Below are 17,883 nucleotides of genomic sequence, written 5' to 3'. Positions count from 1 at the left end.
GTGTCAACGCACGTCTACGACGCGGCGATGTCGGCAAGCGGCTGTCCGAGGTCGCCTGCAGGCGTCACTTCGATACGTTCGAGACCGAGCCAGCTTTGCATCAGCTTCAACTCCTCGAACAGTTCTGCTGCGGTTTCAGGCGGGGCGCCGGGCTCGGCGTAAGACGCGTGGACGCGCAGCACGCTTGCCGGTCGGTCGGCCTTGAGGTCGACGCGGGCGACGATCCTGTCGCCAAGCAGGAACGGCAGCACGTAATAGCCGTACTGTCGCTTCTCGGCCGGCGTGTAGATCTCGATGCGGTAGTGAAAATCGAACAGCCGCTCACTGCGCGAGCGTTCGAAGACGACCGGATCGAAGGGCGCCAGCAAGGCACGGGCCTCGATTTTTCGCGGCAAGCGTGCGCCTTTGTGAAGGTAAGCCGGCTTGTCCCAGCCCGCGACCCGCACCGGCAGCAACTCGCCTGCTTCAACCAGTTCCTCCAGCCGTCCCTTCATGTCGGCCGGCGACAGGCGGAAATAGTCGCGCAGGTGGCTTGCTGTCGCGATGCCGTGGGCGCGGGCGGAGATGCGCAGCAATTCGCGATGCGCGTCCTCCGGGGCGGGCACCGGCAGATCGAGGATCGCCTGCGGCAGGACGCGCTCCGGCAGGTCGTAGAAGCGTTCGAAGCCGCGTCGGTGCGCCGTGGTGATGCGGCCGGCCCAGAACAGCCATTCGAAGGCATGCTTGGCGTGGCTCCAGCCCCACCAGCCGCCCGAGCCTTTCTGGCCTTCGAGGGCGGAGGCGGCGATCGGGCCGCGCGACACGACCTCTCGATAGATCTCTTCGATATAGGCCGCGTGTTCGCGGCCCCATTTTGCCAGGCCCAGATACATCTCGTCGCCGCGCTCGGCCCGCTGCATGCGCCAGCGCATCAGCGGGTATGTTTCGACCGGCAGGAAGGAGGCTTCGTGGGCCCAATATTCGAAGACCGTGCGCTTGCGCGTCACGGCGGCGTTGTCGAGCAAAGCGAGCGGGTAGGGGCCAAGGCGCGAATAGAGCGGCATATAGTGAGCGCGCACCACGGCGCTGACGGAATCGATCTGCAGCAGCCCGGTGCGGGAAAGCACGCGGGCGAAGTGCCGGCGGTCAGGCGTGCCGGTGGGGCGGGTATCATTGAAACCCTGGGCCGCAAGCGCGATGCGGCGAGCCATGGCAAGCGAGATCTTTTCCTTCATGGGAGACGAGACTCTGATGATTTTCGAGCAAATGGAGCCGGTGATTCCGGGTCATGCTAGCAGGGTTTTGGCGGGATCCATGTCAGGAGAGAAAAGTGGAGTAAAAAGTGAAGGAAATCAAACAGGAGCGGAACGGACCAGTTTCTCTCGAAGTGCCATCCAGCACCGTCTTTTGAATAAGGTTTGACTTGCTTCGCCGAAAGCGCTGCGCTAACCCTCGCCGCGTTGCAGCATAGGCACTTAAAACGGTTCAGCGGTTAAACTGTCACGCTTCCGCATTGAGGTTCGTTGCTGTAATCAGAGTGGATTGGCCGCCAACGGGAAGCTGCTGCATGACCGCACTTTTGAGTTCGTACCTGCCCATCGTCCTGTTCATCGGCGTGGCTCTGGTCGTCGGCCTGGCGCTGCTTGTGGCGCCGTTCCTGGTGGCCTACCGCAGCCCCGACCCGGAAAAGCTTTCCGCCTATGAGTGCGGCTTCAACTCGTTCGACGATGCCCGCATGAAGTTCGACATCCGCTTCTATCTGGTGTCGATCCTGTTCATCATCTTCGATCTGGAAGTGGCGTTCCTGTTTCCGTGGGCGGTGTCGTTCTCGAAGATCGGCATGCTGGGCTTCTGGTCGATGATGGTGTTTTTGGCGGTGCTGACCATCGGCTTTGCCTATGAATGGAAAAAAGGAGCGCTGGAATGGGATTGAGCGACAGTTCCGGCACGCTCGTCGCGCCGAAGCCCAAAGGCCTGATCGATCCCAACACCGGCCGGCCGGTGGGGTCTGACGATCCGTTCTTCCTCGAAATCAACAACGAGCTGGCCGACAAGGGCTTTCTCGTCACCTCGACCGAAGCGCTGATCACCTGGGCGCGCAGCGGTTCGCTGATGTTCATGACCTTCGGCCTCGCCTGCTGCGCAGTCGAGATGATCCACACCTCGATGCCGCGCTACGACTCGGAGCGGTTCGGGGTTGCGCCGCGCGCGTCGCCGCGCCAGTCCGACATCATGATCGTCGCCGGCACGCTGACCAACAAAATGGCGCCTGCGCTGCGCAAGGTCTACGACCAGATGCCGGAGCCGCGCTACGTCATCTCGATGGGCTCCTGCGCCAATGGCGGCGGCTACTATCACTATTCCTATTCGGTGGTGCGCGGCTGCGACCGCGTCGTGCCGGTCGACATCTACGTGCCCGGCTGCCCGCCAAGCGCGGAAGCGCTGCTTTACGGCATTCTTCTCCTGCAGAAGAAGATCCGCCGCACCGGCACGATCGAACGGTAAGCCCAATGAGTGCATCCCTGAGCGAACTGTCGATCTATCTGACTGAAAAGCTGACCGGCCGGATCGGCGAAGCGGTGTTTGCCTATGGCGAACTCACTGTTGCTGTCGAGCCGGGCGATCTGATCGAGGTGGTGACCTTCCTGCGCGACGATCCGCGCTGCCAGTTCATCTCGATCATCGATGTCTGCGGCGCCGACTATCCGTCGCGGGCCAAGCGCTTCGATGTCGTCTATCACCTCCTGTCGCCGAAGCAGAATGTGCGCATCCGCTTGAAAGTTCAGGCCGACGAGGAAACCTTGGTGCCGTCGCTCACCGGCGTTTTCCCCGGCGCCGACTGGTTCGAGCGCGAGACCTACGATCTCTACGGCGTTTTGTTCTCCGGCCATCCCGATTTGCGCCGCATCCTGACCGACTACGGTTTCGAGGGCCATCCGCTGCGCAAGGATTTCCCGCTGACCGGTTTTGTCGAGGTGCGCTACGACGACGAGGCCAAGCGCGTCATCTACGAGCCGGTGGAATTGAAGCAGGAATTCCGTAATTTCGATTTTCTCTCGCCATGGGAAGGGACGGACTACGTCCTGCCGGGCGATGAAAAAGCCAAGACGAATTGAGACGCCAGCATGGCTGAAACCTCCGTCCGCAATTTTAACATCAACTTTGGACCTCAACACCCTGCGGCGCATGGTGTTTTGCGCTTGGTTCTCGAGTTGGACGGCGAAGTCGTCGATCGCGTCGATCCGCATATCGGGCTGTTGCATCGCGGCACCGAAAAGCTGATCGAGCACAAGACCTATTTGCAGGCGGTGCCCTATCTCGACCGGCTCGACTATTGCGCGCCGATGAACCAGGAGCATGCCTTTGCGCTGGCCACCGAGCGTCTGCTCGGCATCGACGTGCCGAAGCGCGGCCAGCTGATCCGCGTGCTCTACTGCGAAATCGGCCGCATCATGTCGCACATCCTCAATGTGACGACGCAGGCGCTGGACATCGGTGCGCTGACGCCGCCGCTGTGGGGTTTCGTCGAACGCGAAAAGCTGATGGTGTTTTATGAGCGGGCCTCGGGTTCGCGCATGCATGCGGCCTATTTCCGGCCAGGCGGCGTGCATCAGGACCTGCCGCAAAAGCTGGTCGAGGACATCGGCAAGTGGATCGACCCGTTCCTGAAGTCGCTTGACGATCTCGACGCGCTGCTGACCAGCAACCGCATCTTCAAGCAGCGCAATGTCGATATCGGCACGGTGTCGCTGGCCGATGCCTGGGCCTGGGGTTTTTCCGGCGTCATGGTGCGCGGCTCTGGCGCTGCCTGGGATCTGCGCAAGTCGCAGCCCTATGAATGCTATTCGGAGATGGATTTCGACATCCCGATCGGCAAGAACGGCGACTGCTACGACCGCTATCTGGTGCGCATGGAAGAGATGCGCCAGTCGGCGAAGATTATGCGCCAGTGCGTCGACCTTTTGCTCGGCAAGGAACTCACCGGCCCGGTGTCGAACCTCGACGGCAAGGTGGTGCCGCCGAAGCGCCAGGCGATGAAGCGCTCGATGGAAGCGCTGATCCATCACTTCAAGCTCTACACCGAGGGCTACCGGGTGCCGGCGGGCGAGGTCTATGCAGCCGTCGAGGCGCCGAAAGGCGAATTCGGCGTTTACCTGGTCTCCGACGGCTCCAACAAGCCCTATCGCTGCAAGTTGCGCGCGCCCGGTTTCGCGCATTTGCAAGCCATGGACTTTCTGTGCCGCGGCCACATGCTGGCCGACGTCACCGCCGTTCTCGGTTCCCTCGACATCGTTTTTGGTGAGGTGGATCGGTGATGATGGGAGCTGCCCGGCCATCCAAAGCGTTTCTAGCGGCGGTTTGCCTTGCCGCTTCCGCTGAAGCGTCCCTTGCTGGATCCGACGATGGTCTGTCGTCGGCCGACCTTCTTAAGGAGGGGTTCAAGCTGGTAGCGGAAGGCGATCTGCTCGCAGTGCGCGAATTCGGTGGCGATGTGCTTCTGGATTCCGGAATTTTTGTACTCGGTCCACCGCGCGGTCAACCCTGTAGCAAGAGCGAGAGAACCTTTGTCGCAGAGGTACCGAGCTTGGCTCGGCCCCGTGATTGTGGACGAGTAACTTGGTGGAATGACCGTTACGACGAGTACGTCCGCCTGAAGCGTGGAAATGAAGAGTTCGTATGTGTGGTTGGGCGATCCGAGGATTGCTATCGCGCCTACATCTCTACCCAGTAGAAACACAAGAAGCGAAATCGCAATGTCAGTCCGCCGTCTCGCAGAAGCCAGCGTCCAGCCAGCCTCCTTCGCCTTCAACCGGGCGAACGCGGCAGCGGCCAAGCAATGGATCAAGAAATACCCCAAGGGCCGCGAGCAATCCGCGATCATCCCCTTGCTGATGCTGGCGCAGGACCAGGAAGGCTGGGTGACCAAGGCGGCGATCGAGACGATCTCCGATATGCTCGGCATGCCCTATATCCGAGGGCTCGAAGTCGCGACCTTTTACACGCAGTACCAGCTGAACCCGGTCGGCACCCGTGCCCATATCCAGGTCTGCGGCACCACGCCTTGCATGCTGCGCGGTTCGGAAGCGCTGATGGATGTGTGCCGGTCGAAAATCCATCACGACCAGTTCCACACCAACGACAAGGGTACGCTGTCGTGGGAAGAGGTCGAGTGCCTCGGCGCCTGCGTCAACGCACCGATGGTGATGATCTTCAAGGACACCTTTGAAGACCTGACGCCGGAACGTCTTGCCGAAATCATCGACCTCTACGGCGCCGGCAAGGGCGCGCAGGTCCAGCCAGGACCGCAGAACGGCCGCACCACGTCGGAGCCGATCACCGGTCTGACGACGCTGACGAGCGAAAAGGCGATCCTCAAGACGACCCGCGACAAGGAAGACAGGGCAGCAACCAAGGCCGCCCAGGATGCAGCATCGACTGCCTCGGCTCCAACCGCGCAGGCCGCCGCCGCGCCGGCTGCCAAGGTGTCACAGGCGCCGGCTTCCCCCGTTGCGCCGTCGAAGGCCGGCAAACCGAAGACGGACGCGCTCGAAACCAGCCCGGCGCTGAAATCGCCTTCACCGGTCAAGGTCGCACCCGAAGTGGAAAAGGCGGCGAGCGTTTCGGCGCCATTGCATTCGGCCGCCAATGCCAACAAGGCTGCGACGGAAGTCGAGGGCGTCTCGAAACAGCGCAGTGGCCCCAAGAACAAAGCGGAGCCGGTGACGGCCTTCAAAGCGCCGGAAGTCAAGATTCCAGCCGCCAAGGCCAAACCGTCGCTCGAGGACAAGAACCGTCCGGCCGGCATCGAGAAGCCGGCGCTGGTCGACGACCTCAAGCTGATCTCGGGCGTCGGCCCGAAGATCGAGGGTACCCTGCATACGCTTGGCATTTTCACCTATGCGCAGGTCGCTTCCTGGAAGAAGGCAGAGCGCGAGTGGGTGGACGGCTATCTCGCTTTCCACGGCCGTATCGAGCGCGACGACTGGGTCAAGCAGGCCAAGGCGCTCGCCAAGGGTGGGGTCGCCGAATACATCCGCGTCTTCGGCAAGAAGCCGGTCTGAGGGACGAACAATGCTGGCTGACAGAGACCGCATCTTCAACAACATCTACGGCCGCTTCGACAAGTCGCTGGCCGGCGCGATGGCGCGCGGCGCCTGGGACAACACCCCCGGCCTGATCGCCAAGGGGCGCGAGTGGATCGTCAACGAGATGAAGGCCTCTGGCTTGCGCGGCCGTGGCGGCGCCGGTTTCCCGACCGGGCTGAAATGGTCGTTCATGCCCAAGCAGAGCGACGGCCGGCCAAGCTATCTCGTCGTCAACGCCGATGAATCCGAACCCGGCACCTGCAAGGACCGCGACATATTGCGCCACGACCCGCATACGCTGGTCGAGGGCTGCCTGATCGCCGGCTTCGCCATGGGCGCGATCGCCGCCTACATCTATGTGCGCGGCGAATTCATCCGCGAGCGCGAGGCGCTGCAGCGCGCCATCGACGAGGCCTATGCGGCCAAGCTGATCGGCAAGAACAACACCTCCGGCTATGACTTTGATATCTATATGCATCACGGCGCCGGCGCCTATATCTGCGGCGAGGAAACGGCGCTGCTCGAAAGCCTGGAAGGCAAGAAGGGCCAGCCGCGGCTGAAGCCGCCATTCCCGGCCAATGTCGGCCTCTATGGCTGCCCGACGACGGTCAACAATGTCGAATCGATCGCCGTGGCGCCGACCATTCTGCGCCGTGGGGCGTCGTGGTTCTCGTCCTTCGGCCGGCCCAACAATGTCGGCACCAAGCTGTTCTGCATCTCCGGTCACGTCAACAATCCGTGCACGGTCGAAGAGGCGATGTCGATCCCGTTCCGCGAACTGATCGAGACTCATTGCGGCGGCATCCGTGGCGGCTGGGACAATCTGCTGGCGGTCATTCCGGGTGGCGCTTCGGTGCCGCTGGTGCCTGCCGAGCAGATTATCGATGCGCCGATGGATTTCGACGCGTTGCGCGACCTGAAGTCGGGCCTTGGCACGGCGGCCGTCATCGTCATGGACAAGTCGACGGATGTCGTGAAGGCGATTGCGCGGCTTTCCTACTTCTACAAGCACGAGAGCTGCGGCCAGTGCACGCCATGCCGCGAAGGCACCGGCTGGATGTGGCGGGTGATGGAGCGGCTGGTGCGCGGCGAGGCGCAGAAGCGCGAGATCGACATGCTGCTCGACGTCACCAAGCAGGTCGAAGGCCACACGATCTGCGCGCTGGGCGACGCGGCGGCATGGCCGATCCAGGGCCTGATGCGGCATTTCCGCGGCGAGGTGGAGCGGCGCATCGACGAGTTTTCACGCAACGCGCATCGGGCCGAACCGGTGATGGTGGCGGCGGAATAGTCGAAGAATTTGAAATGCGGGCGAAAGCCCGAAACTGACATACCGGGGCGGGGCACACGAAGAAACGACCAGGAGATATTGATGGCGCCGTATTCGATACCCTACCCGTTGATGCCCGACATGGACCAGTTCGAGAAGATGAATCAGGATCTGACGAGGATGATGCCGAAAGAGATGGCCAGCGCCGTCAACCTTTTGGCGCACCCTGTCGCGGGTGCCGCCGCAATGTCGGCGCTCGGCATTGGGCTGGCCAACCACGCCTTCGGTGTCTGGATGGGCGCGCTTTCAGGTGCCGCCGAGGCGTCGCAGCGGCTTCTCCAGCCGATCGTCGACGATTTCGAGGCAAGAAGCGAACGCTTTTCAGAAGCCACGACAAGCTCTTCCACCAAGGCGCGCGCGACGACCAAAACCTTGATCGCCGAGGCGCAGACCTTCGCCCAAGATGTGACCGATATTGCCGCGCGCACGGTCAATGAGACGCCGGCCGCGATCGATACGAGCGCCGTTGTCGGCAAAGCGGCGAACGGGTTGATGCCTGAGGATTTCAGGCAGCCCAAAGCCATGGACCGTCCGGCAAAGCCGTCGGATCTCAAGGCGATATCGGGCATCGGGCCGAAGCTCGAAAAGGTGCTGAACGGCCTCGGCGTCTGGACATTTGCCCAGGTCGCAGCCTGGGCTCCGGAAGAGATCGCCTGGGTCGAGGATTATTTGTCGCTCAACGGCCGCATCGGCCGCGACGAGTGGGCCCGTCAGGCGGCGGCACTTGTGCTGGCCGCCAAGGCCAAGAAGTAGGGGCGGGGCAAATTGAAGATAGAAACGCTGAGATCGCCGGCATGATGGTGAATGGCATCAGGTTGAGCGATCTTTTTCAGGCAGATGAGACGGCGAAAACCGCCGGGGGCAATTGATGGCAAAGCTCAAGGTCGACGGGAAAGAGATCACTGTACCCGACCACTACACGCTGCTGCAGGCGGCCGAGGACGCTGGCGCGGAAGTGCCGCGCTTCTGCTTCCACGAGCGGCTGTCGATCGCCGGCAATTGCCGCATGTGCCTGATCGAGGTGAAGGGCGGGCCGCCCAAGCCGCAGGCCTCCTGCGCCATGGGCGTGCGCGATTTGCGCCCCGGTCCGAATGGCGAGCCGCCGGAAATCTTCACCAACACGCCGATGGTCAAGAAGGCCCGTGAAGGCGTGATGGAATTCCTGCTGATCAACCATCCGCTGGATTGCCCCATCTGCGACCAGGGTGGCGAATGCGACCTGCAGGACCAGGCGATGGCCTTCGGCGTCGATTCCTCGCGCTATCACGAGAATAAGCGCGCGGTTGAGGACAAATATATCGGACCGCTGGTCAAGACGGTGATGAACCGCTGCATCCATTGCACGCGCTGCGTCCGCTTCACCACGGAAGTTGCCGGCATTTCCGAGCTCGGCCTGATCGGCCGCGGCGAGGATGCCGAGATCACCACCTATCTCGAAAGCGCGATGACCTCGGAATTGCAGGGCAATGTCATCGACCTTTGCCCGGTCGGTGCGCTGACCTCGAAGCCGTTTGCCTTCCAGGCGCGACCATGGGAGCTGACCAAGACCGAATCCATCGACGTGATGGACGCCGTCGGTTCGGCGATCCGCGTCGATAGCAGAGGCCGCGAAGTGATGCGCATCCTGCCGCGTGTCAACGAGGCGGTGAACGAGGAGTGGATTTCCGACAAGACCCGTTTCATCTGGGACGGACTGCGCACGCAGCGCCTTGACCGCCCCTATGTGCGCAAGGACGGCAAGCTCGTGCCGACAGGCTGGGCCGAGGCTTTTTCGGCGATCAAGGATGCGGTGTCGAAGGCGGCGCCTGAGAAGATCGGCGCCATTTCCGGCGACCTCGCGGCGGTCGAGGAAATCTACGCGCTGAAACTGTTGATGGCCGCGCTCGGCTCGAAAAACACCGACTGCCGCCAGGATGGCGCAGCGCTCGATCCGTCGCTTGGCCGGGCCAGCTACATCTTCAACCCGACCATCGAAGGCATCGAGCAGGCCGACGCGGTGCTGATCATCGGCGCCAATCCGCGCTTCGAGGCCTCCGTGCTCAACACCCGCATCCGCAAGCGCTGGCGCATCGGCAATCTGCCGGTCGGTGTCATCGGCGAGATCGGCGACACGCGCTACGACTACGAACAGCTGGGCGCCGGGCCGGAATCGTTGAAGGATTTGGCTGACGGCAATGGCAAGTTCTTCCAGGTGCTGAAGAAGGCGACGCATCCGCTGATCATCGTCGGCCAGGGCGCGCTGGCGCGCCCGGATGGCGCGGCGGTGCTTGGCCAGGCGGCCAGGCTCGCCGCCGCCGTCAACGCGGCCCGCGCCGACTGGAACGGCTTTGCCGTGCTGCACAATGCGGCCGGGCGCGTCGGCGGCCTCGATCTCGGCTTCGTGCCGGGCGAGGGCGGCAAGAACGTCGCCGGCATGCTAGGCGGGATGGATGTGCTGTTCCTGCTCGGCGCCGACGAGATCGACATGGCCAAGACCGGCGGCGCTTTCGTCGTCTATGTCGGCACGCATGGCGATCAGGGTGCACACCGCGCCAACGTCATCCTGCCGGGTGCTGCCTACACTGAGAAGTCGGGCACCTATGTCAACACCGAGGGACGCGTGCAGCAGACCAACCGCGCCGGCTTCGCGCCGGGCGATGCGCGCGAGGACTGGGCGATCTTGAGGGCGCTGTCGGATGTGCTGGGCAAGAAGCTGCCCTTCGATTCGCTGCCGCAGCTGCGCGCCAAGCTCTATGGCGACTACCCGCATCTCGCCCGCATCGACCAGGTCGCCGCCGGCAACGCTGACGACATCGCCAAGGTGGCGAAGCTCGGCGGGCGGCTGAACAAGGGTACCTTCACTTCGCCGGTCAAGGATTTCTACCTGACCAACCCGATCGCGCGGGCCTCGGCCGTCATGGCGGAATGCTCGGCGCTGGCGAAAAACGGCTTCAGGCAGGCAGCGGAGTAGACATGGACACCTTCTTCTCCATCTACGTGCTGCCGGCGCTGATCATCCTGTTGAAGTCGGTCGTGCTGATCGTCGTGCTGTTGATCGCGGTCGCCTATCTGCTTTATGCCGACCGCAAGATCTGGGCGGCGGTGCAGCTGCGCCGCGGTCCCAACGTCGTCGGCCCCTGGGGCACGCTGCAGGCCTTCGCCGACCTGCTGAAGTTCGTCTTCAAGGAGCCGGTGATTCCGTCCGGCGCCAACAAGGGCGTTTTTCTGCTGGCGCCATTGGTTTCCGCGGTGCTGGCGATCTCGGCCTGGGCGGTCATCCCGGTCAATGAAGGCTGGGCCATCGCCAACGTCAATGTCGGCATCCTCTATGTCTTCGCCATCTCCTCGCTTGAGGTCTATGGCGTGATCATGGGCGGCTGGGCATCCAATTCGAAATATCCGTTCCTCGGCGCGTTGCGCTCGGCCGCACAGATGGTGTCCTACGAGGTCTCGATCGGCTTCGTCATCGTCACCGTGCTGCTTTGCGTCGGGTCGCTCAACCTGTCGGACATCGTGCTGTCGCAGCAGGATGGGCTGGGCACGAAGCTTGGCCTGCCTAACACCTTCCTCGACTGGCACTGGCTGTCGCTGTTTCCGATGTTCGTCATCTTCTTCATCTCGGCGCTGGCCGAGACGAACCGCCCGCCCTTCGACCTTGTCGAGGCCGAATCGGAACTGGTCGCCGGCCACATGGTCGAATATTCGTCGACGCCGTTCCTGCTGTTCTTCCTCGGCGAATATGTCGCCGTGGTGCTGATGTGCGCGCTGGCCACCATCCTGTTCCTCGGCGGCTGGCTGCCACCCTTCGACTTCGCGCCCTTCACCTGGGTGCCGGGGCTGATCTGGTTCGTGCTCAAGGTCTGCCTGATGTTCTTCATGTTCTCGATGGTGAAGGCGTTCGTGCCGCGCTACCGCTACGACCAGCTTATGCGGCTCGGCTGGAAAGTCTTCCTGCCGATTTCGCTGGCGATGGTGGTGATCGTCGCCGCCTTCCTCAAGCTTACGGGGTTTGCGTGATGTCCGCTCTTTCCCAGGCCGCCAAATCGCTGCTGCTGCAGGATTTCGTCAGCGCTTTCTTCCTGTCGATGCGCCAGTTCTTCGCGCCGAAGGAGACGATCAACTATCCGCACGAGAAGGGGCCGACCAGCCCGCGCTTCCGTGGTGAGCACGCGCTGCGCCGCTATCCCAATGGTGAGGAACGCTGCATCGCCTGCAAATTGTGCGAGGCGATCTGCCCGGCGCAGGCCATCACGATCGAGGCCGGCCCGCGCCGCAATGATGGCACGCGGCGCACCGTGCGCTACGACATCGACATGGTGAAGTGCATCTATTGCGGCTTCTGCCAGGAAGCCTGCCCGGTCGACGCCATCGTCGAGGGGCCGAATTTCGAATTCGCGACGGAGACGCGCGAGGAGCTCTACTACGACAAGGACAAGCTTTTGGCGAATGGCGACCGGTGGGAGCGCGAACTGGCGCGCAACATCTCGCTGGACTCGCCCTATCGCTGACATTTGACGCATGGACGGGGCGAGGGGCCTCGTCTAAGGAAACACGCAACTTGCCGACCGGAGGCGGTCGCAAAAATCAAACAGGACGAGCGTCCTGTTTGGACAGGAACCCGGGGGAACCCCATGCTGAGTGGACTAGAGGCGGCCTTTTTCTACCTCTTCGCCTTTGTCGCGGTGGCGTCGGCGTTCATGGTCATTTCGTCGCGCAACCCCGTGCATTCGGTGCTGTTCCTGATCCTGACCTTCTTCAATGCCGCCGGCCTGTTCATGCTGACCGGCGCCGAGTTCCTGGCGATGATCCTGCTCGTCGTCTATGTCGGCGCGGTGATGGTGCTGTTCCTGTTCGTCGTCATGATGCTCGACGTCGATTTCGCCGAGATGAAGGAAGGCGCCCTGCAATATGCGCCGATCGGCGCGCTGGTCGGGCTGATCCTGGCGACGGAGCTGATCGTCGTGCTCGGCGGCTATACATTCGCGCCGCAGCTGGCGTCGACAGTGTCAAAACCGATCCCCGATCTTGCCGCACGGACAAACACGGCAGCACTCGGCGACATCCTCTATACCGACTATCTCTACTACTTCCAGATTTCGGGCCTCGTGCTGCTGGTCGCCATGATCGGCGCCATCGTTCTGACGCTGCGCCACAAGCCGGGCGTCAAGCGGCAGTCGATCGCGGCCCAGGTCGGCCGCACGCCGGCGACCGGCATGGAAATCCGCAAGGTCAAGACAGGCGAGGGGCTCTGAGATGGTCGTCGGCATCGCACATTATCTGACCGTATCGGCGATCCTGTTCACGCTCGGCGTGTTCGGCATCTTCCTCAACCGCAAGAACATCATCGTCATCCTGATGTCGATCGAGCTGATCCTGCTCGCCGTCAACATCAATTTCGTCGCCTTCTCGGCGGCACTCGGCGATCTTGTCGGACAGGTGTTCGCGCTGTTCGTGCTGACGGTCGCGGCGGCTGAAGCCGCGATCGGTCTTGCCATTCTCGTCGTCTTCTTCCGCAACCGCGGCTCGATCGCGGTCGAAGACGTGAACATGATGAAGGGTTGACGGGAACCACCATGTATCAGGCCATCGTCTTCCTTCCACTGCTCGGCTTCCTGATCGTCGGCCTGTTCGGCTCGTCGCTTGGCGCCAAGGCGTCGGAATACATTACCTCCGGCTTCCTGGTGATATCAGCCGTGCTGTCGTGGGTCGCCTTCTTCGACGTCGGCTTCGGTGACGGTGAAGTGTTCACCGTGCCGGTGATGCGCTGGATCCAGTCCGGCGGGCTCGAAGCGTCGTGGGCGCTCAGGATCGACACGCTGACGGTGGTCATGCTGGTGGTGGTCAACACGGTGTCGGCGCTGGTCCACATCTATTCGATCGGCTACATGCACCACGACCCGAACCGGCCGCGCTTCTTCGCCTATCTGTCGCTGTTCACCTTTGCCATGCTGATGCTGGTGACGGCCGACAATCTGGTGCAGATGTTCTTCGGCTGGGAAGGCGTCGGTCTCGCCTCCTATCTGCTGATCGGCTTCTGGTACAAGAAGCCGTCGGCCAATGCCGCCGCGATCAAGGCCTTCGTCGTAAACCGCGTCGGCGACTTCGGCTTCGCACTCGGCATTTTCGGCGTCTTTGTGCTGTTCGGCTCGGTCAATCTCGGTACCATTTTTGCCAATGCGGCGACGTTCATCCCCGCCGAAGGCGCCCCGCAAGGGGCCGCCGTGCTGACCTTCCTCGGTTATGCGCTGGACAAGCAGTCTGCGATGACCATCGTCTGCCTGCTCTTGTTCATGGGCGCCATGGGCAAGTCGGCGCAGGTGCCGCTGCACACCTGGCTGCCGGACGCCATGGAAGGCCCGACGCCGGTCTCGGCACTCATCCATGCCGCCACCATGGTCACGGCCGGCGTGTTCATGCTGGCGCGGCTATCGCCGCTGTTCGAACTGTCGCATTCGGCGCTGACGGTGGTCACCTTCATCGGCGCCTTCACCGCCTTTTTCGCGGCGACTGTCGGCCTCGTCCAGAACGACATCAAGCGCGTCATCGCCTATTCGACCTGTTCGCAGCTCGGCTACATGTTCGTGGCGCTCGGCCTTGGCGCCTATGGCGCGGCGATCTTCCATCTGTTCACGCATGCCTTCTTCAAGGCGCTGCTGTTCCTCGGCTCCGGCTCGGTCATCCACGCCGTCTCCGACGAGCAGGACATGCGCAAGATGGGCGGCCTCAAGGCGCTCATTCCGAAGACCTACTGGATGATGGTGATCGGCACGCTGGCGCTGACCGGCGTCGGTATCCCGGTGACGGTCATCGGCACTGCCGGCTTCTTCTCCAAGGATGCCATCATCGAGGCTGCCTTTGCCGGGCACAATTCGGTCGCCGGCCTCGCTTTCATCCTGCTGGTCATCGCCGCCTGCTTCACCTCGTTCTACTCCTGGCGGCTGATCTTCATGACCTTCCACGGCGAGCCGCGGGCGAGCCACGAGGTCATGCACCATGTCCATGAATCGCCGCCGGTGATGCTGGTGCCGCTGTTCATCCTGGCCGCAGGCGCGCTGTTTGCCGGCGTGATCTTCCATGGCGCCTTCATAGGCGAGGGCTATGCCGAGTTCTGGAAGGCATCGCTGTTCACGCTGCCGGACAACCACATCCTGCACGAGATCCATGAATTGCCGCTGTGGGTGGAACTGGCGCCGTTCATCGCCATGCTGATCGGCTTTGCGATGGCCTGGAAATTCTACATTCGCTCGCCGGAATTGCCCCGGAGCGTCGCCGCCAACCATCGCCTGCTCTACGCCTTCCTGCTCAACAAATGGTATTTCGACGAGCTCTACGACGTCCTGTTCGTGCGGCCGGCAAAAGCGTTTGGCCACTTCCTATGGAAGACCGGCGACGGAACGATCATTGACGGCCTCGGCCCGGATGGCGTTTCAGCGCGCGTCGTCGATGTCACCAACCGTGTCGTCAAGCTGCAGACCGGCTACCTCTATCACTATGCCTTCGCCATGCTGATTGGCGTTGCCGCACTCGTCACCTGGATGATGCTCTGATGACCGCCTGGCCAATCCTCTCGCTGGTCACCTTCCTGCCGCTGGTTGGTGTGCTGCTCATCCTGCTGATCAACGATGACAGCCCGAATGCGCGCCGCAACATCCGGGCCATCGCGCTGTGGACGACGAGCATCACCTTCGTGATCTCGCTGTTCATCTGGACCGGTTTCGACAATTCGCAGGCCGGCTTCCAGTTCGTCGAGAAGTTTGCGTGGCTGGATTCAGGCATCTCCTACCACATGGGCGTCGACGGCATCTCGATGCTGTTCGTCATCCTGACCACCTTCCTGATGCCGCTCTGCATCCTGGCGTCGTGGGAATCGATCGAGAAGCGGGTCAAGGCCTACATGATCGCCTTCCTGCTGCTCGAAACGCTGATGATCGGCGTGTTCTGCGCGCTCGACATCGTGCTGTTTTACGTCTTCTTCGAAGCCGGCCTGATCCCGATGTTCATCATCATCGGCGTCTGGGGCGGCAAGCGGCGCGTCTACGCCTCGTTCAAGTTCTTCCTCTACACGCTGGCCGGCTCGGTGCTGATGCTGCTCGCCATCATGGCGATGTTCTACCAGTCCGGCACCACCGACATCCCGACGCTGTTGACGCACCAATTCCCGGCCAGCATGCAGACCTGGCTGTGGCTGGCCTTCTTCGCCTCCTTCGCGGTGAAGATGCCGATGTGGCCGGTGCATACCTGGCTGCCGGACGCCCACGTCGAGGCGCCGACCGCAGGTTCGGTGATCCTGGCCGCCATCCTGCTGAAGATGGGTGGGTACGGCTTCCTGCGCTTCTCACTGCCGATGTTCCCGCTGGCGTCCGAGATGTTCGCGCCGCTGGTCTTCACGCTCTCCGTCGTCGCCATCATCTACACCTCGCTGGTGGCGCTGATGCAGGAGGACATGAAGAAGCTGATTGCCTATTCGTCGGTCGCCCATATGGGCTTCGTCACCATGGGTATCTTCGCCATGAACCAGGAAGGCGTGCAGGGCGCGATCTTCCAGATGCTGTCGCACGGCCTCGTCTCCGGCGCGCTGTTCCTGTGCGTCGGCGTCATCTACGACCGCATGCACACACGCGAGATCGACGCCTATGGCGGGCTGGTCAACAACATGCCGAAATACGCTACCGTGTTCATGGTCTTCACCATGGCCAATGTCGGCCTGCCCGGCACCAGCGGCTTCGTCGGCGAGTTCCTGACCATGCTCGGCGTGTTCCGGGTCAACACCTGGGTGGCGTTCTTCGCCGCCACCGGCGTCATCCTGTCGGCGGCCTACGCGCTCTGGCTCTATCGCCGGGTGATCTTCGGTGCGCTGACCAAGGAAAGCCTCAAGGGCCTGCTTGACCTGTCGACGCGCGAGAAAGTGATCATCTATCCGCTGGTCGTGCTGGTCATCTTCTTCGGCGTCTACCCGGCGCCGGTCTTCGACGCGACGGCCGAATCGGTCAAGACGCTCGTCACCAATGTCACCGCATCCGTCGGCTCCGCGCAGACCGCGGCGGCGAATTAACCCAAGGGTTTTGCGAACCATGACGCCAGACCTTCTCTCCAGCCTGTCGCTCTCGACGCCAGAGCTGATCCTCGCCATCGGCGCCCTGGCGCTGTTGATGGTGGGCGCCTATTCTCGCGCAAACACCACCACGACGGTGACCGCTCTTGCCGTCGTCATACTGGTGGTCGCCTGCGCCTGGATGGTGTTTTCCACCGGGCAGGGCAGTGCCTATGGCAACGCCTTCGTCCAGGACTCCTTCGCCCGCTTCATGAAGGTGCTGTCGCTGGTCGGCTCGGCGGTGACGCTGGTTATGTCGATACGCTTCGCCAAGGCGGAGCATTTCGACAAGTTCGAATATCCGGTGCTGATCCTGCTCTCAACGCTCGGCATGTTGCTGATGATCTCGGCCAACAGCATGATCGGGCTCTATCTCGGCCTCGAACTGCAATCGCTGGCAATCTACGTGCTGGCGGCGATCAATCGCGACAATCTGCGCTCGACCGAGGCCGGCCTGAAGTACTTCGTCCTCGGCGCGCTGTCGTCGGGCATGCTGCTCTACGGCATCAGCCTCGTCTACGGCTACACCGGCAACACCGGCTTCCAGGAGATCGCCACGGCGCTTGGCAGCGGCGAGCGCCAGCTTGGCCTCGTCTTCGGCCTGGTCTTCGTGCTGGCCGGCCTTGCCTTCAAGATCTCGGCCGTGCCGTTCCACATGTGGACGCCCGACGTTTATGAGGGCGCGCCGACGCCGGTGACGGCTTTCCTGGCGGCGGCGCCGAAGATGGCGGCGATGGCGCTCCTGGTGCGTGTCACCATGGGCGCGTTCAAGCCGATCGCGTCCGACTGGCAGCAGATCATCGTCTTCATCTCGATCGCCTCGATGGCGCTCGGCGCTTTCGCCGCGATCGGCCAGACCAACATCAAGCGACTGATGGCCTATTCCTCGATCGGCCATATGGGCTATGCGCTGGTCGGCCTTGCCGCCAACAGCCAGGCCGGCGTGCGCGGCGTCGCCATCTACATGCTGATTTATCTGGTGATGACGCTCGGCACCTTCGCCTTCATCCTCGCCATGCGGCGCAAGGAAGGCAATGTCGAACAGATCAGCGATCTTGCCGGCCTGTCCTCGACCAATCCTGTCATGGCGACGATCCTCACCATCCTGATGTTCTCGCTGGCCGGCATTCCGCCGCTCGCCGGCTTCTGGGGGAAGTGGTACGTGTTCCTCGCCGCCATCAACGCCAATCTCTACGCGCTGGCGATCATCGGCGTGCTGGCCTCGGTGGTGGGCGCCTACTACTATCTGCGCATCATCAAGATCATGTGGTTCGATGAACCGGTCGGCGGCTTCGTGCCGATGGCCACCGAATTGCGTGTCGTGCTCGGCGTCTGTGGCGCCTTCGTGCTGTTCTATGTGCTGATCGGCGGGCCGATCGGCACCTATGCCGAAGCCGCCGCCAAGACCTTCTTCTGAC

Annotated in this window: 16 protein-coding genes; 15 read left to right on the top strand and 1 reads right to left on the bottom strand. The window is 62.5% G+C overall.

Annotated features, from left to right (window positions below):
- Window positions 1-14 precede the first annotated feature (14 nt).
- Complete coding sequence (locus AC1DXN_RS17395) at window positions 15-1,214, bottom strand: winged helix-turn-helix domain-containing protein (protein ID WP_477276992.1); 1,200 nt, start codon at window positions 1,212-1,214, stop codon at window positions 15-17.
- A gap of 332 nt (window positions 1,215-1,546) precedes the next feature.
- On the opposite strand from AC1DXN_RS17395, the gene AC1DXN_RS17390 reads away from it, so the two are divergent.
- The 15 genes from AC1DXN_RS17390 to nuoN all read left to right on the top strand — a co-directional run bounded on the left by AC1DXN_RS17390 (window position 1,547) and on the right by nuoN (window position 17,882).
- Window positions 1,547-1,912, top strand: a complete 366-nt coding sequence (locus AC1DXN_RS17390; protein WP_477244883.1) for an NADH-quinone oxidoreductase subunit A — start codon at window positions 1,547-1,549, stop codon at window positions 1,910-1,912.
- A complete protein-coding gene (locus AC1DXN_RS17385) occupies window positions 1,903-2,484 on the top strand; it encodes a NuoB/complex I 20 kDa subunit family protein (RefSeq protein ID WP_027025969.1) in 582 nt (193 codons plus the stop codon). The genes AC1DXN_RS17390 and AC1DXN_RS17385 overlap by 10 nt, the downstream gene beginning before the upstream one ends.
- A gap of 5 nt (window positions 2,485-2,489) precedes the next feature.
- On the top strand, window positions 2,490-3,095 hold the full coding sequence (locus tag AC1DXN_RS17380; protein ID WP_477276990.1) for an NADH-quinone oxidoreductase subunit C: 606 nt from the start codon (window positions 2,490-2,492) through the stop codon (window positions 3,093-3,095).
- A gap of 9 nt (window positions 3,096-3,104) precedes the next feature.
- Window positions 3,105-4,295 (top strand): NADH-quinone oxidoreductase subunit D, encoded by a 1,191-nt coding sequence (locus AC1DXN_RS17375; RefSeq protein WP_477276988.1) that lies wholly within the window; start codon window positions 3,105-3,107, stop codon window positions 4,293-4,295.
- Between the two features lie 438 nt (window positions 4,296-4,733).
- Window positions 4,734-6,041: an NADH-quinone oxidoreductase subunit E gene (locus tag AC1DXN_RS17370; protein ID WP_477276984.1), complete on the top strand. Its 1,308-nt coding sequence runs from the start codon at window positions 4,734-4,736 to the stop codon at window positions 6,039-6,041.
- A 10-nt stretch (window positions 6,042-6,051) separates the two neighbouring features.
- Window positions 6,052-7,356: an NADH-quinone oxidoreductase subunit NuoF gene (gene nuoF / locus AC1DXN_RS17365; RefSeq protein WP_477244889.1), complete on the top strand. Its 1,305-nt coding sequence runs from the start codon at window positions 6,052-6,054 to the stop codon at window positions 7,354-7,356.
- Window positions 7,357-7,437: 81 nt separating this feature from the next.
- Window positions 7,438-8,148 carry an NADH-ubiquinone dehydrogenase gene (locus AC1DXN_RS17360; RefSeq protein ID WP_477276982.1) on the top strand — a complete coding sequence of 237 codons (711 nt, stop codon included), beginning with the start codon at window positions 7,438-7,440 and terminating at the stop codon, window positions 8,146-8,148.
- A 115-nt stretch (window positions 8,149-8,263) separates the two neighbouring features.
- Window positions 8,264-10,345 (top strand): NADH-quinone oxidoreductase subunit NuoG, encoded by a 2,082-nt coding sequence (nuoG, locus tag AC1DXN_RS17355; protein WP_477276980.1) that lies wholly within the window; start codon window positions 8,264-8,266, stop codon window positions 10,343-10,345.
- Window positions 10,346-10,347: 2 nt separating this feature from the next.
- Window positions 10,348-11,391, top strand: coding sequence for an NADH-quinone oxidoreductase subunit NuoH (nuoH, locus tag AC1DXN_RS17350; RefSeq protein ID WP_477276978.1), 1,044 nt, complete (start codon window positions 10,348-10,350; stop codon window positions 11,389-11,391).
- Window positions 11,391-11,882 carry an NADH-quinone oxidoreductase subunit NuoI gene (gene nuoI / locus AC1DXN_RS17345; RefSeq protein WP_023812382.1) on the top strand — a complete coding sequence of 164 codons (492 nt, stop codon included), beginning with the start codon at window positions 11,391-11,393 and terminating at the stop codon, window positions 11,880-11,882. The genes nuoH and nuoI overlap by 1 nt, the downstream gene beginning before the upstream one ends.
- 123 nt (window positions 11,883-12,005) lie before the next feature.
- Window positions 12,006-12,626 carry an NADH-quinone oxidoreductase subunit J gene (locus AC1DXN_RS17340; protein ID WP_477276976.1) on the top strand — a complete coding sequence of 207 codons (621 nt, stop codon included), beginning with the start codon at window positions 12,006-12,008 and terminating at the stop codon, window positions 12,624-12,626.
- Window position 12,627: 1 nt separating this feature from the next.
- Window positions 12,628-12,936 carry an NADH-quinone oxidoreductase subunit NuoK gene (nuoK, locus tag AC1DXN_RS17335; RefSeq protein ID WP_477244897.1) on the top strand — a complete coding sequence of 103 codons (309 nt, stop codon included), beginning with the start codon at window positions 12,628-12,630 and terminating at the stop codon, window positions 12,934-12,936.
- An 11-nt stretch (window positions 12,937-12,947) separates the two neighbouring features.
- On the top strand, window positions 12,948-14,921 hold the full coding sequence (nuoL, locus tag AC1DXN_RS17330) for an NADH-quinone oxidoreductase subunit L (RefSeq protein ID WP_477276974.1): 1,974 nt from the start codon (window positions 12,948-12,950) through the stop codon (window positions 14,919-14,921).
- Window positions 14,921-16,426, top strand: a complete 1,506-nt coding sequence (locus AC1DXN_RS17325; RefSeq protein WP_477276972.1) for an NADH-quinone oxidoreductase subunit M — start codon at window positions 14,921-14,923, stop codon at window positions 16,424-16,426. Before nuoL ends, AC1DXN_RS17325 begins: the two co-directional genes overlap by 1 nt.
- Before the next feature lie 19 nt (window positions 16,427-16,445).
- Window positions 16,446-17,882, top strand: coding sequence for an NADH-quinone oxidoreductase subunit NuoN (nuoN, locus tag AC1DXN_RS17320; protein WP_477276970.1), 1,437 nt, complete (start codon window positions 16,446-16,448; stop codon window positions 17,880-17,882).
- The last annotated feature ends 1 nt before the right edge of the window (window position 17,883 follow it).

Source organism: Mesorhizobium sp. P2_H9 (assembly GCF_056403215.1).
This window is presented reverse-complemented; position numbering and strand designations above follow the sequence as displayed.

What these genes read in the sequence shown, in the direction of transcription:
- nuoF (WP_477244889.1), top strand. Translation starts at nt 6,052, where the DNA reads ATGCTGGCTGACAGAGACCGCATCTTCAACAACATCTACGGCCGCTTC.
- AC1DXN_RS17380 (WP_477276990.1), top strand. Translation starts at nt 2,490, where the DNA reads ATGAGTGCATCCCTGAGCGAACTGTCGATCTATCTGACTGAAAAGCTG.
- AC1DXN_RS17340 (WP_477276976.1), top strand. Translation starts at nt 12,006, where the DNA reads ATGCTGAGTGGACTAGAGGCGGCCTTTTTCTACCTCTTCGCCTTTGTC.
- nuoK (WP_477244897.1), top strand. Translation starts at nt 12,628, where the DNA reads ATGGTCGTCGGCATCGCACATTATCTGACCGTATCGGCGATCCTGTTC.
- nuoH (WP_477276978.1), top strand. Translation starts at nt 10,348, where the DNA reads ATGGACACCTTCTTCTCCATCTACGTGCTGCCGGCGCTGATCATCCTG.
- AC1DXN_RS17375 (WP_477276988.1), top strand. Translation starts at nt 3,105, where the DNA reads ATGGCTGAAACCTCCGTCCGCAATTTTAACATCAACTTTGGACCTCAA.
- AC1DXN_RS17395 (WP_477276992.1), bottom strand. Translation starts at nt 1,214, where the DNA reads ATGAAGGAAAAGATCTCGCTTGCCATGGCTCGCCGCATCGCGCTTGCG.
- nuoN (WP_477276970.1), top strand. Translation starts at nt 16,446, where the DNA reads ATGACGCCAGACCTTCTCTCCAGCCTGTCGCTCTCGACGCCAGAGCTG.
- AC1DXN_RS17390 (WP_477244883.1), top strand. Translation starts at nt 1,547, where the DNA reads ATGACCGCACTTTTGAGTTCGTACCTGCCCATCGTCCTGTTCATCGGC.
- AC1DXN_RS17360 (WP_477276982.1), top strand. Translation starts at nt 7,438, where the DNA reads ATGGCGCCGTATTCGATACCCTACCCGTTGATGCCCGACATGGACCAG.
- AC1DXN_RS17385 (WP_027025969.1), top strand. Translation starts at nt 1,903, where the DNA reads ATGGGATTGAGCGACAGTTCCGGCACGCTCGTCGCGCCGAAGCCCAAA.
- nuoG (WP_477276980.1), top strand. Translation starts at nt 8,264, where the DNA reads ATGGCAAAGCTCAAGGTCGACGGGAAAGAGATCACTGTACCCGACCAC.
- AC1DXN_RS17325 (WP_477276972.1), top strand. Translation starts at nt 14,921, where the DNA reads ATGACCGCCTGGCCAATCCTCTCGCTGGTCACCTTCCTGCCGCTGGTT.
- nuoL (WP_477276974.1), top strand. Translation starts at nt 12,948, where the DNA reads ATGTATCAGGCCATCGTCTTCCTTCCACTGCTCGGCTTCCTGATCGTC.
- AC1DXN_RS17370 (WP_477276984.1), top strand. Translation starts at nt 4,734, where the DNA reads ATGTCAGTCCGCCGTCTCGCAGAAGCCAGCGTCCAGCCAGCCTCCTTC.
- nuoI (WP_023812382.1), top strand. Translation starts at nt 11,391, where the DNA reads ATGTCCGCTCTTTCCCAGGCCGCCAAATCGCTGCTGCTGCAGGATTTC.